Source organism: Bradyrhizobium huanghuaihaiense, assembly GCF_025200885.1.
Lineage (GTDB): Bacteria > Pseudomonadota > Alphaproteobacteria > Rhizobiales > Xanthobacteraceae > Bradyrhizobium > Bradyrhizobium huanghuaihaiense.
In genome coordinates, this window is the sequence record NZ_CP104172.1 from 5,068,635 (window position 1) to 5,085,918 (window position 17,284).

A 17,284-nucleotide genomic window follows, 5' to 3' on the forward strand; every position below is an offset into this window, starting at 1 on the left:
ACCTAAACAGTCCGAATCGGCCCTAATTTGGCGCTGATCGGGCAGGCCGTGCTCCATTGGTGCATGAAAATAGCTCAGACTGGCGAATATTGGCGCCCCACTCTGCTTTCCGATATGCTAAATCGTTTTCATAATCTGAAAGGGAGCGGGTGTTGTCCGAACTGTGCGATTCCAGTGCCGTTGAGCTGCGCCGCCTGCTGGCTGCGCGGACGATCTCGCCTGTCGAGCTGCTCGATGCCTGCCTCGCGCGCATCGCCGCCGTCAATGGCGCCGTCAACGCTGTCGTGACGCTGGACGAGCCGGGCGCGCGCGCTGCGGCGAAGGAGGCCGAGGCAGCCATCCTGCGCGGTGAGGATCGCGGCGCGCTGCATGGCCTGCCGGTCCTGATCAAGGACACCCAGGACACCGCCGGGATGCGCTCCACCTACGGCAGCCCGCTGCTGCGCGACAACGTGCCGGCCGCCGACCAGGGCTCGGTCGCTCGCATACGGGCCGCCGGCGCCATCATCTTCGGCAAGACCAACACGCCGGAATGGGCGGCCGGCGGCAACACCCGCAACCCCGTGTTCGGCGCGACCGGCAATCCGTTCGATCCCATGCGCTCGGCGGCTGGCTCCTCCGGCGGCTCGGCGGTGGCGCTCGCCTGCGGCATGGCCCCGCTCGCCTCGGGCTCCGACACCGGCGGAAGCTTGCGCAATCCGGCCGGCTTCTCCGGCATCGTCGGCATGCGTCCGTCCTATGGCCTTGTCCCAAGCGAGAAGCGCATCTTCGGCTGGTCGAACCTGTCGACCGACGGGCCGATGGCGCGCAACGTCGCCGACGCCGCGCTGATGCTGTCGGTGATGGCGAGCGACGATGCCCGCGATCCGCTCGCCTACACCCTGCCCGGCGAACCGTTGCGTGCGCGCGCCGAGCGCTGGGCCGCGCCGCGTCCCGCCGATCTCGGCAAGCTGCGTCTCGCCTTCACCGAAGACTTCGGCTTCGCGCCGACCGAACAGGCGATCCGCCGCGTGTTCCGCAATCGCGTGAGCAAGCTCGCGCCGCTGTTCGCCGAAAGCCGCGAGGCAACGCCCGACTGCTCCGGTGCGGACGACGCCTTCGCCGTGCTGCGCGCGGGCATGTTCCTGGCGACGCATGGCAAGAACTACAAAGAACGGCCTGACATGCTCGGTCCGAACGTCCGCGCCAATGTCGAGGAAGGCCTCGGCTACACGCTCGAGGACCACGCGCGCGCGGCCACGACGCAGACGCGGATCTATCGCGCCTACCAGAGCTTCTTCGCGCGTTGCGACGTGCTGATCAGCCCGACCATCACGCTGAGCCCGCGGCCGTGGTCGGAGCTCTATCCCGCCGAGATCGACGGCGTGCCGACCAAATCCTATTTCCACTGGCTCGCGCTCGCCTATGCCGTTACGCTTGCCGGCCACCCGGCGATCAGCATCCCGCTCGGCCTCGATGAGGCCGGCCTGCCGTTCGGCCTGCAGATCGTCGGCCCGCGCGGCGGCGATGCCATCGTGCTCTCGGTCGCCGCGAGCATCGAGGCGGCTTTCGCGAACGACGCACAAATGTGCCGGCCCGTACCTGACCTCGCGCGACTCGCCGCAGCGCCGCCGCTGTCGGCCGCGCCCGATTTTCTCACCTGGGAATGACCCGGGCCTGACAGGAGAATTTGTCCGATGCAAAGCGCGATCGTTCTCGGCGGCGGCATGGTCGGTGTGGGTGCAGCGCTGCACCTGCAGCGGCGCGGCTGGGCCGTCACGCTCGTCGACCGCAGGGAGCCCGGTCGCGAGACCAGCTACGGCAATGCCGGGATGATCCAGGCAGAAGCCGTGCGCCCCTATCCGATGCCGCGCGACCTCGCCACACTGCTGAAGATCGCGACCGGCCGCACCAATGACGTGCGCTACAGCCTGTCCTCGCTGCATCGTCACATCGAGCCGCTGCTGCGCTACTGGTGGCATTCGGCGCCGAAGCGGCATCGCGAAGCCATCGTCGGCTGGGCGCGCCTGATCGGCGACGCCACGAGCGAGCACGACATCCTCATCCGCGAAGCCCACGCCGACAATCTGATCCGCCGCGCCGGCTATCGCGCGCTCTATCGCGATGCCGCAGCCCTGGAGCAGTCGATCAAGGACGCGGAACAAGACCAGCGCGAATTCGGCGTGAACTTTCGCGTGTTGTCAGGCAGCGAATTGACCAAGGCCGAGCCGATCCTGCGCGATGACCTGCCCGGCGCGATCCATTGGCTCGACACCTGGACCGTGTCCGATCCGGGCGCGCTGGTCACGGCCTATGCCGAGCTGTTCGCGCGCCTCGGCGGCAGGATCGTGCTCGGCGATGCGCAGTCGCTGCAGCAGACCACGAGCGGCTGGTCGGTCGACACCGATCAGGGACGCATCGACGCCGCCCATGCCGTCGTGACGCTCGGGCCATGGTCGCCGGATCTCCTGTTCAAGTTCGGCTATCGCATCCCGCTGGTGCGCAAGCGCGGCTACCACATGCATTACAGCGGCGGCGCCTCGCTCGATCTGCCGCTCGTCGACAAGGGCGGCGGCTACGCCATGGGTCCGATGGCCAAGGGCATCCGCATCACCACCGGCGCCGAGCTGACCGGTCCGGATGCGCTCGCAACGCCCGTGCAGCTCGCCAGCGCCGAAGCCTCCGCACGCGAGCTGATCGATCTCGGCAAGCGCGTCGAGCCCGATCCGTGGTTCGGCACCCGCCCCTGCACGCCCGACATGCTGCCGGTGCTCGGACAGGCGCCGCGCCATCCCGGCCTCTGGATGAATTTCGGCCACGGCCATCAGGGCTTTACGCTGGGACCTGCGACCGGGCGCCTGCTCGCCGAGATCATGAGCGGCGAGACGCCGTCGATCGATCCTGCGCCTTACCGGCCGGAGCGGTTCTAGGATGCGGCGTCTATGATGCGGCCGCGCGGCCGTTCAGACCGCTCGAACTTCGGTGAGCCGCTTGATTGCGTACTCGTCGTCCCAGCAGACGGCGGCTTCCCATGCGGCCGACGCTTGGGCGGCAATGTCGTGCGCGCCAGTGTCGAGACCGGCGGCGTTGTGGGGCAGCACCAGATCGAGGTCGGAGACGTCGACGTGCGACTCGTCCCAGTCGATCAGTGCGACCCGGTTCGCGGTTATTCGGACGTTACCGGGATTGTTAGGGTTGCCGTGAACGACGGATGTCTGCCGTCCGGCGAGCCGTGCCCACGCTGCTCGGCATCGAGCAACGCTCTCAGGCGGCATCGCGCCGAGATCGATCCTCGTCCCGGTTTCGGCGTGCAGGAGATCGGTCGACGATCGCCAACCTGGGCGCTGCGGCCAGCCCTGCGTCAACTGATGCAGTCGGCGGAGCGTGTCCGCCACGCGACGCCAGTCGGCCTCCGTCTCGGGCGGTCCGCCTTCCACGTATGTCATCACCACTAGACCGTCCGCGAACAACCTGCCGTCTGTCGTCGGGATCGGCACCGGCACGGTTAGACCTTCACGATCGAGGTGTTGGAGGAGGTCGGTTTCCCATGCGAGATCAGCGTCGCTCCTTGTACCGAGACGACCGACTGCGAGGTGCCCGTGGACTCGCACGCTCCACACGTCGTTGGCGACTCCGCCAGTGAGGGGTTCGATGCGAGCGACATCTTCACCCCACTGCCGGATTGCCTCCCATCCCACTGGCGACATCAAAAGGCGCTCCTCATCGAGTTGGCTGGCAAAAGACGTTTTGGCGAATGCCACTATTGGCCCGAAGCAGACGATGCAACAGGCCTGCCGTGACGGCCGTATCCGATTGTTGCGCCCCCGCAACACGAAAGGCCCCGGCTCCAATGAGTACGCGCCCTAGTCCCGCGCGGCCTACTTCGTCGCCCCATCTGCAATTGAGCTGCGGCAGCAAGCATTGGTCCAGCTCTCCGCGCTTGCGGCAAGCACCGCGAGCGCAGCCGAGAGGCGCAGCAACGGATCGTCCCATTCGCGGGGGCTGCGCTGGCGGAACAGCCGCATGGTTGGGTACCACGGGCTGTCCTCGCGATCCCGCAGCCAGCGCCAGTCGAGCGCGTAAGGCGTCAGCATCCAAACGGTGCGTCCCAGCGCGCCGGCTAGGTGCGCAACCGACGTGTCGACGGCGATGACGAGATCGAGCGCCGCGACCGCCGCCGCGGTGTCGGCGAAATCGCCGAGCGCGGGCGCAAGATCGATGATGTCCGTGCCGAGCGCGGCCAGCACCGCGGCATCCTCCGGGCGCGGCTCCTTCTGCAGGCTGTAGAGCTGCACGCCCGGCATCACGAGGCGCGGCAGCACGGCTTCGGCTGACAGCGAGCGCTGCCGGTCGCCCTTGTGCCTGGCATTGCCGGCCCAGACCACGCCGACCTTCAGCGCCGTCACATCCGCAAGCGCCGCGCGCCAGCGCGACAGTTTTGCGAGTTCGGGATGGAGGTACGGGACATCAGCCGGAACGGTGTCGAGCGTGGTGCCGAAGATGCGCGGCAGGCTCATCAGCGGCAGTTGCAGATCGAACGGCGGCAGCGGCACGCCGCGCGGGATCACGGTAACGTCGGACAGCTGCTGCAGCAGTCCGGCGAGCGCGGGCTGAACCTGCAGAACGATCCGGCCGCCCTTCGCGGCCACCATCGACACATAGCGCACGAAATGCAGGGCATCGCCAAGGCCGTATTCGGCGAACAGCAGCAGCGTGCGGCCATCGAGCGGCTCGCCCTGCCATTCCGGCTCGGCGAACACGGGATCGCCGTCCGACAGCATCTTGCACCTCCATCGCCAGCGATAGGCATCGAAACCTTCAGCGAAATGGCCGTTCATCAGCAGAAAATGCGCGTGGTTGTACTGTGCCAGCGGCTGCTCGGGATCGAGCGCGATGGCACGATGCGAGACCGCGAGCGCCTCGTCGATCTCGCCGGCATTGCGCAGCGCGACCGCGAGATTGGCGTGGCCCTTGGCATATTTGGGATCGGCGACGACCGCGCAGCGATGCGCCGCGACCGCGTCGGCAGCGCGCTCCTGCTTCTCGAAGATGATGCCGAGATTGGTCCAGGCCGGAGCGTGATCCGGCTTCAGCAGCAGCGCGTGCTCGCAGGCCGAGATCGCCTCGTCCAGTTCGCCGAGCTCGGAGAGACAGGCACCAAGGTTGCTGGCGATCACATTGTCCGACGGATCGCGCGCAAAGCTCCGCCTGTAGGCCTCAGCGGCCTCCTGCAGATGACCGGCCTCGTGCAGGACCAGACCGAGCAGGCGCAGCGCCGGAGCATTGTCGGGTGCAAGCGCGATGGCGCGGCGATACTGGACGATGGCGTCCTCCAGCGACCCTTGCCGATAGAGCGCGGCCCCGAGATTGCACAGCACGCCGGGATCATCAGGATCAACGTCGAGCGCGTGGCGATAGGCCACCTCGGCCTCGCCGAGCCGCACCTGGTCGATGAGGAGATTGCCGAGATTGAGCCAGACGCCACGATACGAAGGCTCCCGCGCGATGACCGCGCGATAGGCCTCGTCGGCCTCGGCTAGCCGCCCCTGCTCCGCGAGCACGACGGCGAGGTTGAAGCAGGCCCGCGTCAGATGCGCATCGAGCGCGAGTGCGCGGCGATAGGCGGCCTCGGCCTCGTCGAAGCGCGCGAGCTCGCCGAGCGCGACGCCGAGCTTGTTGTGCAGGCCGGCATCGTCGGGCCGCCGCACCAGCGCGCGCCGGAATGCCGCGACCGCCCCCTCCTGCTCGCCCTTCACCGCGAGTGCATCGCCGAGCGTGACGAGCGCCGGCGCGTGCTCGGGATCGACGCTGAAGATGCGGCCGAGCAACGCGGCGCCCTCCGCCGCGCGGTCGCTGACGAAGGCGGCGACGGCGGCCAGATGCAGCGCCGGGACGTGATCCGGCTCTGCCTTCAGAACCTCGGCGCACAGAGCATCCGCCTCGTCCGGCCGCCCCGCCGCAAAATGCTCCGCCGCCTGCAACACAATCGGATTCACAGCCGCGTCGCTCACGATACCCACCCCTCAAGCTCCGAGATGCGGGTTAAACGCGCGAGCTCGAAAATTCCGTCAGTCGGCGCGCTCGGCGAGCAATGTCCTGATGCGGTCGGCGTCATCAGGCGTCGCCGGGTTGTAGACTATCATGCTGAGGTCGGAGCGGCCCTCCACGTTGAAGCTCGAATATTCGAACGACATGGTGCCGTGAACGGGATGCCGCAGCCGCTTGGTACCGTCGCCATGATGGCGCACGTCGTTGTCGCGCCAGAGCGCGGCGAATTCCGGGCTGGTGCGGCAGAGCTCGTCGACGAAATCGGCGACATGCGAGACGGCGCCGGCGCGCGCCGCATCCGCCCTGAATGCCGCCACCACGAAGCGCGCCACGCTGTCCCAGTCGTATTGCGCGGCGCGCACGCGCGGATCGCAGAAGATGAAGCGCAGGATGTTGCGCTGGCCCGGCGGGATCGCGCCATAGTCGGTCAGCACCACGCTCGCCGCGCGATTCCAGGCGACGACGTCCCAGGTCGCGGTCCGCACCAATGCAGGGCTGAATGCGAGCGCGTCGAGCACGCGCTGCAGCCGGGGCGAGACGCCCTCCGCCGCCTGATAGCGCACCTCGGGCGGGCGGCCGAGGCCGATCAGGAACAGATGCTCGCGCTCGACATCGGTCAGCATCAAGGCGCGGGCGATGCGATCGAGCACGTCGGCCGAGGGTGCCCCGCCCCGGCCCTGCTCCAGCCAAGTGTACCAGGTCGGGCTGATATTGGCGCGCTGCGCCACCTCCTCGCGACGGAGCCCGGGCGTGCGCCTGCGGCTGCCACTGAGGCCGAACGCGGCGGCATCGAGCCGGGTGCGGCGGTCCTTCAGGTAGGTCCCGAGCAGGTTCTCGGCTGGGGCGGTCTCACTCATCCTGTTAGCTATTATACCCCGATAATGTCACTACTTTACCCGGATAAGTCTAGCGCAGATGGTCCTCGCCACCAACCCCGAGGAGATATCTCATGCGCGTATTCGTCACCGGCGCCACCGGCTTTGTCGGCTCCGCCGTCGTTCGCGACCTGATCGCCGCCGGCCACGCGGTCACCGGCCTTACCCGGACCGACGCCGGTGCTGCCGCCGTCGCGGCGATGGGCGCCGCGGTCCATCGCGGCTCGCTCGAGGACCATGCCTCCTTACGCAGCGGCGCGGCCGCATCCGACGGCGTGCTCCACCTCGCCTTCAACCACGATTTCTCGAAGTTCGCCGAGAATTGCGAGCTCGACCGCCGCGCCATCCTGGCGCTCGGCGACGGGTTGAGGGGCTCCGATCGCCCGCTGATCGTCACGTCAGGCGTGGCCCTGCTCGCGCCCGGACGCCTCGCGACCGAGGACGATGCCGCAGCCCGCCACTTTCCACGCGTCTCGGAAGCGACCGCCGAAGATCTGATGCATCAAGGCGTCCGCGCCGGCATCGTGCGGCTGCCGCCCCCACCACCCACGGCGAGGGCGACCACGGATTTGTCCCGCGCCTGATCGCGATCGCGCGCGAGAAAGGCACTGCGGCCTATATCGGCGATGGCAGCAACCGCTGGCCGGCCGCGCACCGCTTCGACGCCGCGCGTGTCTACCGGCTCGCGCTGGAGCAAGGCGCATCCGCCCGCCGCTATCACGCCATCGCCGAGGAAGGCGTGCCGTTCAAGACGATTGCCGAAGTGATCGGCAAACGGCTCGGCGTGCCCGTGGTCGCGAAGTCCAGTGACGAAGCCGAGTCCCATTTCGGATGGTTCGCGCGGTTCGCCACCATCGACGTTCCGACCTCGAGCGCGAAGACGCGTGCGGTACTCGGCTGGGAGCCCAAAGAAAAAGGGCTGATCGAGGATCTCGACCAGCCCTATTACTTCGAGGTCTGACGCGTGGCTCGCGTCCGGATCAGTCCGTCGTGATCGCCGTCTCCATGTCGGTCGGGTCGACCTGCTTGGAGAGGTTGGCGTTGAGCTTGTCGCGGTCGAGCTCACCTTCCCACCAGGCGACGATCACGCAGGCGACGCCGTTGCCGCAGAGATTGGTCAAGGCGCGGCACTCGCTCATGAACTTGTCGATGCCGAGCACGATCGCCATGCCCGGCACGAGGCGCGGATCGACCACGGCGAGCGTTGCCGCCAGCGTGATGAAGCCCGCGCCGGTGATGCCGGAGGCGCCCTTCGAGGTCAGCATCGCCACCACCAGGATGGTCAGCTGCTGGCCGAAGGAGAGATCGACGCCGAGCGCCTGAGCGATGAACAGCGTCGCCAGCGTCATGTAGATGTTGGTGCCGTCGAGGTTGAACGAATAGCCCGTGGGCACCACGAGGCCGACCACCGACTTCGAGCAGCCGAGCCGCTCCAGTTTCTCCATCAAGGACGGCAGCGCGCTTTCCGAGGAGGAGGTACCGAGCACGATGAGCAGCTCGTCCTTGATGTAGGCGAGGAACTTGAAGATCGAGAACCCCGCCATGCGCGCGATGATGCCGAGCACGACGAACACGAACAGCGCAGCCGTGACGTAGAACGTCGCGATCAGGCCGATCAAATTGAGGATCGCGCCGGTGCCGAACTTGCCAATGGTGTAGGCCATCGCGCCGAACGCACCGATCGGCGCCGCGCGCATCACGATGGAGATGACGCCGAACACCGCATGCGCGGCATCGTCGATGAAGCTGCGGATGGTGTGGCCGCGCTCACCCAGACTCATGATGGCGAAGCCGAACAGCACCGAGAACAGCAGCACCTGCAGGATCTCGCCTTGTGCGAAGGCGCCGACCACGGTGTCCGGAATGATGTGCAGCACGAAGTCGACGGACTTCTGGCCGGCGGCCTGCTTGGCGTAGTTCGCAACGGCCGCCTCGCTCGCCGCCGCATTGCCGAAGCCTGCGCCCGGCCTGACGAGATTGCCGACGATGAGACCGATCACCAGCGCGAAGGTCGAGACGACCTCGAAATAGACCAGCGCCTTGACGCCGATGCGGCCGACCTTCTTGGCATCCTGGATATGGGCGATGCCCGAGACCACGGTGCAGAAGATGATCGGGGCGATCACCATCTTGATCAGCTTGATGAAGCCGTCGCCCATCGCCTTGATCCAGTCGTTGGTGGCGAACGACGGCCACAGCCAGCCGACGATGGCGCCGAGCACGATGGCGATCAGCACCTGGACATAGAGGACTTTGTACCACGGCTTTGCTGCGGCCGGCGCGACCGGCGCCCCCGCCATCGTTGTCGTCGTCATCGTTTCACTCCCCCTCGAACATTGGGGCCAGCCAAGATCAACTTGGCCGGCCCTGTCAATTGGAACCGATCGGAATGGTGCGCTTTACCCGCGACGATCGACGAGCCGGCGCGCCGCCGGCATCAGCGTCGCGCCCAGCGCGTTCTTGACCAGGGACGCCGCAATGAACGGCGCAAGGCCCACCTGCCAGGCCTTCGCCGCGCCCAGACCGAGGCCGAAGGCCAGCCAGCCGAAGCCGGCGGCCAGAATGACGATGTGGCCGACGGCCATCGCGGCGAACAGCAGCACCACGCTGCGATCCCAGCCGCGCTCGGCGAGCCAGCCGGTGACGAAGGCAGCGAGCACGAAGCCGAACAGATAGCCCGCGGTCGGGCCGACCAGCGGTGCAATCCCACCCACGGGACCAGCGAACACCGGCAGGCCAAGCGCACCCTCGACGAGGTAGGCGATCATGGTTGCGCTGCCAAGGCGCCAGCCATAGGCGGCGCCGATCATCAGCACCACCAGCGTCTGCAACGTCATCGGCACGTAAGGCAGCGGCAGGTTCACCTTGGCTGATAGCGCCATCAAGGCGGTGCCGAGCGCAATCAGCGCGACTGCACGCAGTGCACCGACTGTTTCGCCCGGACGGGTCGGCCACATCAATGCGGCGAGAGGAGAATGCGTGGCGGCGGTGGGCACGGAACGGTCAGACAAGTTGCACTCCGGAAGGCTGGCGAAAACTGGCGGCTATTTAAGCCAGTGAGCGATCCGGTCAACTGCCTCCCGCATCTCTTCTGCCGAACGGGCATAAGAGAACCGTATGAATGAACGGCCATGGATGGGATCGAAATCGACGCCCGGCGTCGCCGCCACATGGGCCTGCTTCAGCATCTGCTTGGCGAACTCGAAACTGTCCGAGGTGAAATCGGAGACGTCGGCATAGAGATAGAACGCGCCGTCAGCCGGCAGGAACCTGGTGAGCCCCGCCCTGGGCAGTCCCTCGATCAAAATGCGCCGGTTTTCCTGATAGCCGTGCTTGATCTCCTCCATCTCGGCGGCGCCGTCGAAGGCGGCCTCGGCGGCGATCTGCGACAGCGAGGGCACCGAGATCGACAGGTTCTGCTGCAGCCGCTCGATCGGGCGCACCAAAATCTCCGGCACGACCATCCAGCCGACGCGCCAGCCCGTCATGCAAAAATACTTCGAGAACGAATTGATCACGAGTGCGTGGTCGGACAGCGCCGCGGCCGTCACCGCCGGAAACGCGTAGTCCAGCCCGTGATAGATCTCGTCCGAGATGAAGCGGATTTTGGCGTCTTCCGCCGCCGCGATCAGGCCGGAGAGCGCCTCGCGGGACATCATCGTTCCCGTTGGATTGGCGGGACTGCCGACCAGCACGCCCTTCAGCGGCGCCTTGCGATGGGCGGCAAGCAGCGCCTCGCCGGTGAGCGCGTGGCGTGTCTCGTTCGTCGTCTCGATCAGCACCGGCTCGCAGCCGAGCGCAGTCAGGATGTGGCGGTATGGCGGATAGCCCGGCACCGTCACGGCGACGCGGTCCCCGGGCTCGAACATCGACAGGAACGCGAGGATGAATCCGCCGGACGAGCCCGTCGTCACCACAATCCGCTCGGGGCTGACGTCACACCCATGGATGTCGCGATAGTGCCGCGCGATCCGCTCGCGCAAGGAAGGGATGCCGAGCGCGGAGGTATAGTCGATCCGGCCGGCCTCGAGCGCGGCATGGGCGGCCGCGATCGCGGTTTTCGGCGCGCCGGCCGCGGGCTGGCCGACCTCCATGTGGATGACATGACCGCCGGCGGCCTCGATTCGGGCCGCCGCGGCCATCACGTCCATCACCATGAACGGGGGAACGTCGCTGCGGCGGGAGGGCTCGAGCCACTGCCCCAACCGGTTCCTCAATGTCGCATCCTGCATCGATTTCTGCTATTTCGCTGGCGGACCGGTCCGTCCGGTCCTTCAAAACGGGGCGCTTGCGCCCCAGACTGGCCGCATTGTACGGCTCATAAGGGGTACGGCTCATAGGCCATATCGCGTATCCGGTCCGCCGCCAATCGCCAAAACCAATCACGAAAACTGCATTCCAGGTCCCTTTGCCGAGACCGTTTGACCAAGACCGCCTGATGTTGCTCCAGACCGCATTGCGCAAGAAGGCCTCCGCCCTCACCGCCCTCGTCACGGCCGCGGCGATCGCACTGGCGCCGCTCCCGGCGGCACGTGCGCAGAGCAAGGGGCCGCCGATCCTGCGCGATACCGAGACCGAACAGCTGCTGCGCGAATATACCCGCCCGATCCTGCGCGTCGCCGGTCTGGAGAAGCAGAACATCCAGATGGTGATCATCAACGACAGCGCGTTCAACGCGTTCGTCGCGGACGGCCGCCGCATCTTCGTCAATTACGGCGCGATCCTCCAGTCGGAGACGCCGAACCAGATCATCGGCGTGCTCGCGCACGAGACCGGGCATCTGGCCGGCGGGCATCTGTCCAAGCTGCGCGAGCAGCTCGCCAACGCGCAGACCCAGATGATCATCGCGATGCTGCTCGGCGCCGGTGCGATCGCAGCCGGCAGCACCCGCAGCTCAAGCAGCGCCGGCAACAACGGCCTTGCCAATGCGGGCGCCGCCGCGATCGCCGGACCGCAGGAGATGATCCGCCGCACGCTGCTGTCCTACCAGCGCCAGCAGGAGGAGAACGCCGACCGCGCCGGCGTGAAATTCCTGACCGCGACCCAGCAGTCGCCGAGGGGCATGTACGAGACCTTCAAGCGCTTCACCAGCGAGAGCCTGTTCGCCGCGCGCGGCGCCGACCCCTATCTCCAGTCGCATCCGATGCCGGCCGAGCGCGTCGCGGCACTGCAGGAGTTCGCCAGCAGCAGTCCCTATTGGGAGAAGAAGGACGATCCCGCACTCCAGCTCCGCCACGACATGGTGCGCGCCAAGATCTCGGCCTTCATGGAGCGGCCGGAGACGGTGTATCGCCGCTATCCGCAGACCAACGACAGCATGCCGGCGCGCTATGCCCGGGCCATCAGCACCTATCTGCACGGCGATCTGCGCAGCGCCCTCGCCCAGATCGACGCCCTGATCCAGGTCCAGCCCAACAACCCGTATTTCTACGAGGTACGCGGCCAGGCGCTGCTCGAGAGCGGCAAGCCCGCCGAGGCCATCGCTCCGCTGCGCAAGGCTGTCGCACTCTCCAACAACTCGCCCCTCATCGAGATGTTACTTGGGCAGGCTCTGGTTGGAACCGATAATAAAGCCTACACCGAAGACGCCGTTCGGATTCTTCGCACCGCCGTGGCGCGGGAGCCCGAGGCGGTGCTCGGTTATACCCAGCTCGCGATGGCCTATGGCCGGAAGGGCGACTATGCCGAGGCGGATCTCGCATCGGCGCAGGCCGCTTACCTGCGCGGCGACAACAAGACCGCCCGCGAGCTCGCAACGCGCGCGAAAACCCGTTTCGCCGTCGGCACGCCCGGATGGGTCAAGGCCGACGACATCGTGGCGGCCAAGCCGCCGCGCAACTGAAAACTGGAACGACGCCTTGAGACCACGACGTCACGACACCGAGCTTTGAGTCCGCCGGGACGTTTTCCGAAACCTGCTTTGGATAAGAGGATTTGCCTATGCCTTCGCTGCGTCTGCTTGCCCCCGCGCTGTTTGCGCTCGCCATGTTCGGCGCAGCCGCGCCCGCGTCGGCCGACAGCTTCTCCGATGCCCAGCGCACCGACATCGAGGCGATCATCAAGAACTATCTCGTCACCCATCCCGAGGTGCTCGAGGAAGCGATGACCGAGCTCACCAAGCGCCAGGCCGCAGCCGAAACGCAGAAGCACGAGGCCAGCATCGCGCAGAACTCCGAGGCGATCTTCAACTCGCCGCGCCAGGTCGTGCTCGGCAACAAGGACGGCGACGTCACCTTCGTCGAGTTTTTCGATTACAATTGCGGCTACTGCAAGCGCGCGATGGATGACATGCTGACCCTCATGAAGGGCGATCCGAAGCTGAAGGTCGTGCTGAAGGAGTTTCCGGTGCTGAGCCAGGGCTCGGTCGAAGCCGCCCAGGTCGCGGTCGCCGTGCGTATGCAGGATCCCTCCGGCAAGAAGTATCTCGATTTCCACCAGAAGCTGCTCGGCGGCCGCGGCGCGGCCGACAAGGCGCGCGCCATGCAGGCGGCCAAGGACGCCGGGCTCGACACCGCGAAAATCGAGAAGGACCTCACCAGCCCCGAAGTGCGCGCCACCATCGAAGAGAACTTCAAGCTCGCCGAGGCGATGGGCATGAACGGCACGCCGAGCTACGTGATCGGCAAGCAGATCGTGATCGGCGCGGTCGGCGTTGAAGGCCTGAAGGAAAAGATCGGCATTGCCCGCTGCGGCAAGGCGACCTGCTGAGCGACACGACATTGCGTTGAAAGAGGCCGGCTCACCGCCGGCCTCTTTTTTTGCGCGGGTTCGCACGCAGTTTGTCGCGATCCGGGCGAGACTGTTCATCCGGCGTTCAATAAACAAAGCGCGTCGGAACCCCCTGGAATTCGGAACGACCACGCTCTCCTTTCGTTGTCGGCGCGGGCAATGACGCAAAGAAATCACGTGAGGAGAGGTTCAAATGACTAATCGCTTTTTGGTCTCGGTTGCAGCCTTGGCGCTGATCTCCGGCACCGGTTTTGCCAACGCGCAAGGAACCGGAACCAAGGACTACGGGGGTGGCCAGCAGACCCAGCACAGTACGCAGCCTTCTGGCGAGCGCAGCGGCTCCATGGGCAAGCAAGAGTCCATGGACAAGCAAGACAAGCATGACAAGGGAACGGTTGGTCAGGCCGGTGGCATGAAGGATCAGCCGAGCGCTCATGACAAGTCGACTCAGTCCGACAAGATGAACAAGGACCAGCCGGGTGCGACGCGTGAGAAGTCGACGCAGTCGGAGAAGTCGTCGACGGTCGGCCAGAGCCCGCGGAGCGACGAGAAGTCCAAGGGTAGCATGAGCAAGGAAACCGAGACCAAGGGCACCAAGGACATGAAGGCCCAAGGTCAGGAAGACCGCAGCGGTATGAACGCGCCTGGCCACCAGGGTTCGCAAACCCAGACCCAGACCCAGACCGGGACCGAGCGGTCGCAGACGACGACCGGCCAGGTTGGCGCGGCCGCCAAGCTCTCGACCGAGCAGCGGACCCAGATCACCTCGGTGATCCGCGAGCAGCGCGTGGCTCCCGTGACCAATGTGAACTTCGCGGTCTCGGTCGGCACCCGCATTCCGCGCGAGGGCATCGAGCTGCACGCCCTGCCGTCCCGGGTTGCGACGATCTATCCGGAGTGGCGGACCTATCGCTACGTCATGGTCCGCGAGCAGATCGTGATCATCGATCCGAACACCTACGAGATCATCGCGGTTCTCGACGTCTAGGGCTGATGACGACTATCTCGGGGGCGGGCAGCAATGCCCGCCTCCTTGCGTTTGGCCGGCAGCCATGCTTTGGACTGGTTAACAAGCAATTTCCGTAGCTTCCGCACAGGTTTTTGCACCCCGGATGAGGTGCCTGAAGCCCCTTGGGAGGTCCTTCAAGGCTTCCCCTAGGGCGCTTTGTTACCTATAACCCCGCCACGCCGAAGCACCTCTTCCGGGATTGGAATGGCAGAACCAGCAACCGACACGATCCTCGTTCTCAACGGGCCGAACCTCAACATGTTGGGGACGCGCGAGCCTGAAAAGTATGGTCATGCGACGCTGGCCGACGTCGAGGCGCTGTGCCGCGAGACGGCGGCGGCGTTCGGCCTCAAGGCCGACTGCCGCCAGTCCAACCGCGAGGGCGAGCTGATTGACTTCATCCACGAGGCGCATGCGCGCAAGATGAAGGGCATCATCATCAATGCCGGCGGCTATTCGCACACCTCGATCGCGCTGCACGACGCGCTGCTCGCGGTGCAGATCCCGACGGTCGAGGTGCATGTGACCAACATCCACGCCCGCGAGAGTTTTCGTCACCACTCCTACACCGCGCGCGCCGCGTTCGCCTCGCTGTGCGGTTTCGGCATCGAAGGCTACCGCCTCGCCATCCAGGGCCTTGCCGCCAAGCTCGGCATCAAGCCCAAAGCCTGACGCTCCCTTCCAACAGAACATTCGGATCAAACAACATGGCGCGCCAGCCAGACGACAAAGCAGCCGCAAAGTTTTCCAGCGAGGATTCCGCGCTCGTCCGCGAGCTCGCCCTTCTGCTCGACGAGACCAGCCTTACGGAGATCGAGATCGAGCGCGCGGGCCTGCGCCTGCGCGTCGCCCGCAACATCAGCGTCGCCGCGACCATGCCGATGCCGATTGCAGCCGCTCCCGCCGCTCTGCCGGCAGCCGTCGCCGCCGCAGCACCCGCAGCGGCAGACCTGTCGAAGCATCCCGGCGCGGTGACCTCGCCGATGGTCGGCACCGCCTATTGGGCGCCGGAGCCCGGCGCCAAGCCGTTCATCGAGGTCGGCAGCAAGGTCTCGGTCGGCCAGACCCTGCTGATCATCGAAGCCATGAAGACCATGAACCAGATCCCCTCGCCGCGCGCCGGCACGGTGACGCAGATCCTGGTCGAGGACGGCCAGCCGGTCGAGTACGGCGAGCCGCTGGTCATCATCGAGTAATTGTTGAGGGCGGCCAGCCCGCCCTCGCCGCTTTCCGCGCGCCAGTCCCTCAAGGGCACCATGTTCGACAAGATCCTCATAGCCAACCGCGGCGAGATCGCCCTTCGCATCCTCAGGGCCTGCAAGGAGCTCGGGATCGCGACCGTTGCCGTTCACTCCACGGCCGACGCTGATGCCATGCATGTGCGCCTGTCGGACGAGAGCGTCTGCATCGGGCCGCCGGCGTCCAAGGACAGCTATCTCAACGTGCCCGCGCTGCTCGCGGCCTGCGAGATCACCGGCGCCGATGCCGTGCATCCCGGCTACGGCTTCCTCTCCGAGAACGCGCGCTTCGCGGAAATCCTCGGCGAGCACAATCTGCATTTCATCGGCCCCAAGGCCGAGCACATCCGCCTGATGGGCGACAAGATCGAGGCCAAGAAGACCGCCAAGAAGCTCGGCATCCCCGTGGTGCCCGGCTCGGACGGTGCGGTCGGCCCCGACGATGACGCCATGGCGATCGCGAAGAAGATCGGCTTTCCCGTGCTGGTGAAGGCGGCGGCGGGCGGCGGCGGCCGCGGCATGAAGGTCGCCCACAGCGAGGCCGACCTCCAGCTGGCGCTGTCGACGGCGGCCAACGAGGCCAAATCCGCCTTCGGCGATGCCTCGGTCTATCTCGAAAAATACCTCCAGAAGCCGCGCCATATCGAGATCCAGATCCTCGGCGACGGCCGCGGCGGCGCGATCCATCTCGGCGAGCGCGACTGCTCGCTGCAACGCCGCCACCAGAAGGTCTGGGAGGAAGGCCCCTCGCCCGTGCTGGCCGCCGCCGCGCGCGCCAAGATCGGCGAGACCTGCGCCAAGGCGATGCGCGAGATGAAATATCTCGGCGTCGGCACCATCGAGTTCCTGTTCGAGGACGGCGAGTTCTACTTCATCGAGATGAACACGCGCATCCAGGTCGAGCATCCCGTCACCGAGAGCATCACCGACATCGACCTCGTGCTGGAGCAGATCCGCATCGCCGCCGGCGGCGAGCTGCCGGCGAAGCAGAGCGAGATCCAGATCATCGGCCACGCCATCGAGTGCCGGATCAACGCGGAGAATCCGCAGACCTTCCGGCCCTCGCCGGGCCGCATCACGCAATATCACCCGCCCGGCGGGCTCGGCGTGCGGATCGATTCCGCCGTCTATCAGGGCTACACGATCCCGCCCTATTACGATTCCCTCGTCGGCAAGCTGATCGTGCACGGCAAGACCCGCGCCGAATGCCTGATGCGGCTGCGCCGGGCGCTGGACGAGATGGTGGTCGAAGGCATCGAGACCACACTGCCGCTGTTCCGCGACCTCGTTCGTCAGGACGACATCATCAACGGGGACTATCACATCCACTGGCTGGAACAGTATCTGGCCGGCAAGGCGGAACCCGCCCCCAAATAAATCCCCCACCGCCGGGAACCCGTTGCCTT

Annotated in this window: 14 protein-coding genes and 1 pseudogene; 9 read left to right on the plus strand and 6 right to left on the minus strand. The window is 66.4% G+C overall.

Features of this window, described 5'->3' with window-relative positions; all coding sequences use genetic code 11:
- Positions 1-152 precede the first annotated feature (152 nt).
- Together N2603_RS24265 and N2603_RS24270 are read left to right on the plus strand one after the other, a co-directional pair.
- Entirely contained in the window at positions 153-1,649 is a 1,497-nt protein-coding gene (locus N2603_RS24265) for an amidase (RefSeq protein WP_260384139.1), read from the plus strand.
- A 27-nt stretch (positions 1,650-1,676) separates the two neighbouring features.
- The gene (locus N2603_RS24270; RefSeq protein ID WP_260384140.1) at positions 1,677-2,909 is read left to right on the plus strand and encodes an NAD(P)/FAD-dependent oxidoreductase; all 1,233 of its coding nucleotides are present in this window, start codon (positions 1,677-1,679) and stop codon (positions 2,907-2,909) included.
- 33 nt (positions 2,910-2,942) lie between these two features.
- Here the strand turns inward: N2603_RS24270 and N2603_RS24275 are convergent, their stop codons facing one another.
- From N2603_RS24275 to N2603_RS24285, 3 genes are all read right to left on the minus strand, one after another.
- Entirely contained in the window at positions 2,943-3,677 is a 735-nt protein-coding gene (locus N2603_RS24275; protein WP_260424241.1) for a phosphotransferase enzyme family protein, read from the minus strand.
- A 180-nt stretch (positions 3,678-3,857) separates the two neighbouring features.
- Positions 3,858-5,999 carry a tetratricopeptide repeat protein gene (locus N2603_RS24280; protein ID WP_260384141.1) on the minus strand — a complete coding sequence of 714 codons (2,142 nt, stop codon included), beginning with the start codon at positions 5,997-5,999 and terminating at the stop codon, positions 3,858-3,860.
- A 48-nt stretch (positions 6,000-6,047) separates the two neighbouring features.
- On the minus strand, positions 6,048-6,884 hold the full coding sequence (locus tag N2603_RS24285) for a helix-turn-helix transcriptional regulator (protein WP_260384142.1): 837 nt from the start codon (positions 6,882-6,884) through the stop codon (positions 6,048-6,050).
- Between the two features lie 92 nt (positions 6,885-6,976).
- Here N2603_RS24285 and N2603_RS24290 point away from each other — a divergent pair.
- Positions 6,977-7,863 (plus strand): annotated as a pseudogene (locus tag N2603_RS24290) (SDR family oxidoreductase).
- Positions 7,864-7,882: 19 nt separating this feature from the next.
- On the opposite strand, the gene N2603_RS24295 reads toward N2603_RS24290, so the two are convergent.
- The 3 genes from N2603_RS24295 to N2603_RS24305 form a co-directional block, all read right to left on the minus strand.
- Positions 7,883-9,217 carry a dicarboxylate/amino acid:cation symporter gene (locus tag N2603_RS24295; RefSeq protein ID WP_018646970.1) on the minus strand — a complete coding sequence of 445 codons (1,335 nt, stop codon included), beginning with the start codon at positions 9,215-9,217 and terminating at the stop codon, positions 7,883-7,885.
- Positions 9,218-9,301: 84 nt separating this feature from the next.
- Positions 9,302-9,859: a biotin transporter BioY gene (locus tag N2603_RS24300; RefSeq protein WP_018646969.1), complete on the minus strand. Its 558-nt coding sequence runs from the start codon at positions 9,857-9,859 to the stop codon at positions 9,302-9,304.
- A gap of 87 nt (positions 9,860-9,946) precedes the next feature.
- Positions 9,947-11,134 carry a pyridoxal phosphate-dependent aminotransferase gene (locus N2603_RS24305; protein ID WP_260384143.1) on the minus strand — a complete coding sequence of 396 codons (1,188 nt, stop codon included), beginning with the start codon at positions 11,132-11,134 and terminating at the stop codon, positions 9,947-9,949.
- A gap of 206 nt (positions 11,135-11,340) precedes the next feature.
- Between N2603_RS24305 and N2603_RS24310 the strand changes: the two genes are divergently transcribed.
- The 6 genes from N2603_RS24310 (at position 11,341) to accC (ending at position 17,255) form a co-directional block, all read left to right on the plus strand.
- A complete protein-coding gene (locus N2603_RS24310) occupies positions 11,341-12,744 on the plus strand; it encodes a M48 family metalloprotease (RefSeq protein ID WP_260384144.1) in 1,404 nt (467 codons plus the stop codon).
- A 98-nt stretch (positions 12,745-12,842) separates the two neighbouring features.
- Positions 12,843-13,610, plus strand: coding sequence for a DsbA family protein (locus tag N2603_RS24315; protein ID WP_260384145.1), 768 nt, complete (start codon positions 12,843-12,845; stop codon positions 13,608-13,610).
- A gap of 214 nt (positions 13,611-13,824) precedes the next feature.
- Positions 13,825-14,619 (plus strand): DUF1236 domain-containing protein, encoded by a 795-nt coding sequence (locus N2603_RS24320; protein ID WP_260384146.1) that lies wholly within the window; start codon positions 13,825-13,827, stop codon positions 14,617-14,619.
- Positions 14,620-14,844: 225 nt separating this feature from the next.
- A complete protein-coding gene (gene aroQ, locus N2603_RS24325; protein WP_129273091.1) occupies positions 14,845-15,312 on the plus strand; it encodes a type II 3-dehydroquinate dehydratase in 468 nt (155 codons plus the stop codon).
- Positions 15,313-15,347: 35 nt separating this feature from the next.
- On the plus strand, positions 15,348-15,836 hold the full coding sequence (gene accB / locus N2603_RS24330) for an acetyl-CoA carboxylase biotin carboxyl carrier protein (RefSeq protein WP_260384147.1): 489 nt from the start codon (positions 15,348-15,350) through the stop codon (positions 15,834-15,836).
- Positions 15,837-15,896: 60 nt separating this feature from the next.
- Positions 15,897-17,255 carry an acetyl-CoA carboxylase biotin carboxylase subunit gene (gene accC / locus N2603_RS24335; protein WP_260424242.1) on the plus strand — a complete coding sequence of 453 codons (1,359 nt, stop codon included), beginning with the start codon at positions 15,897-15,899 and terminating at the stop codon, positions 17,253-17,255.
- Positions 17,256-17,284: the final 29 nt, after the last annotated feature.

What these genes read in the sequence shown, in the direction of transcription:
- accC (WP_260424242.1), top strand. Translation starts at nt 15,897, where the DNA reads ATGTTCGACAAGATCCTCATAGCCAACCGCGGCGAGATCGCCCTTCGC.
- N2603_RS24315 (WP_260384145.1), top strand. Translation starts at nt 12,843, where the DNA reads ATGCCTTCGCTGCGTCTGCTTGCCCCCGCGCTGTTTGCGCTCGCCATG.
- N2603_RS24300 (WP_018646969.1), bottom strand. Translation starts at nt 9,859, where the DNA reads ATGTGGCCGACCCGTCCGGGCGAAACAGTCGGTGCACTGCGTGCAGTC.
- accB (WP_260384147.1), top strand. Translation starts at nt 15,348, where the DNA reads ATGGCGCGCCAGCCAGACGACAAAGCAGCCGCAAAGTTTTCCAGCGAG.
- aroQ (WP_129273091.1), top strand. Translation starts at nt 14,845, where the DNA reads ATGGCAGAACCAGCAACCGACACGATCCTCGTTCTCAACGGGCCGAAC.
- N2603_RS24285 (WP_260384142.1), bottom strand. Translation starts at nt 6,884, where the DNA reads ATGAGTGAGACCGCCCCAGCCGAGAACCTGCTCGGGACCTACCTGAAG.
- N2603_RS24295 (WP_018646970.1), bottom strand. Translation starts at nt 9,217, where the DNA reads ATGACGACGACAACGATGGCGGGGGCGCCGGTCGCGCCGGCCGCAGCA.
- N2603_RS24320 (WP_260384146.1), top strand. Translation starts at nt 13,825, where the DNA reads ATGACTAATCGCTTTTTGGTCTCGGTTGCAGCCTTGGCGCTGATCTCC.
- N2603_RS24270 (WP_260384140.1), top strand. Translation starts at nt 1,677, where the DNA reads ATGCAAAGCGCGATCGTTCTCGGCGGCGGCATGGTCGGTGTGGGTGCA.
- N2603_RS24310 (WP_260384144.1), top strand. Translation starts at nt 11,341, where the DNA reads ATGTTGCTCCAGACCGCATTGCGCAAGAAGGCCTCCGCCCTCACCGCC.
- N2603_RS24305 (WP_260384143.1), bottom strand. Translation starts at nt 11,134, where the DNA reads ATGCAGGATGCGACATTGAGGAACCGGTTGGGGCAGTGGCTCGAGCCC.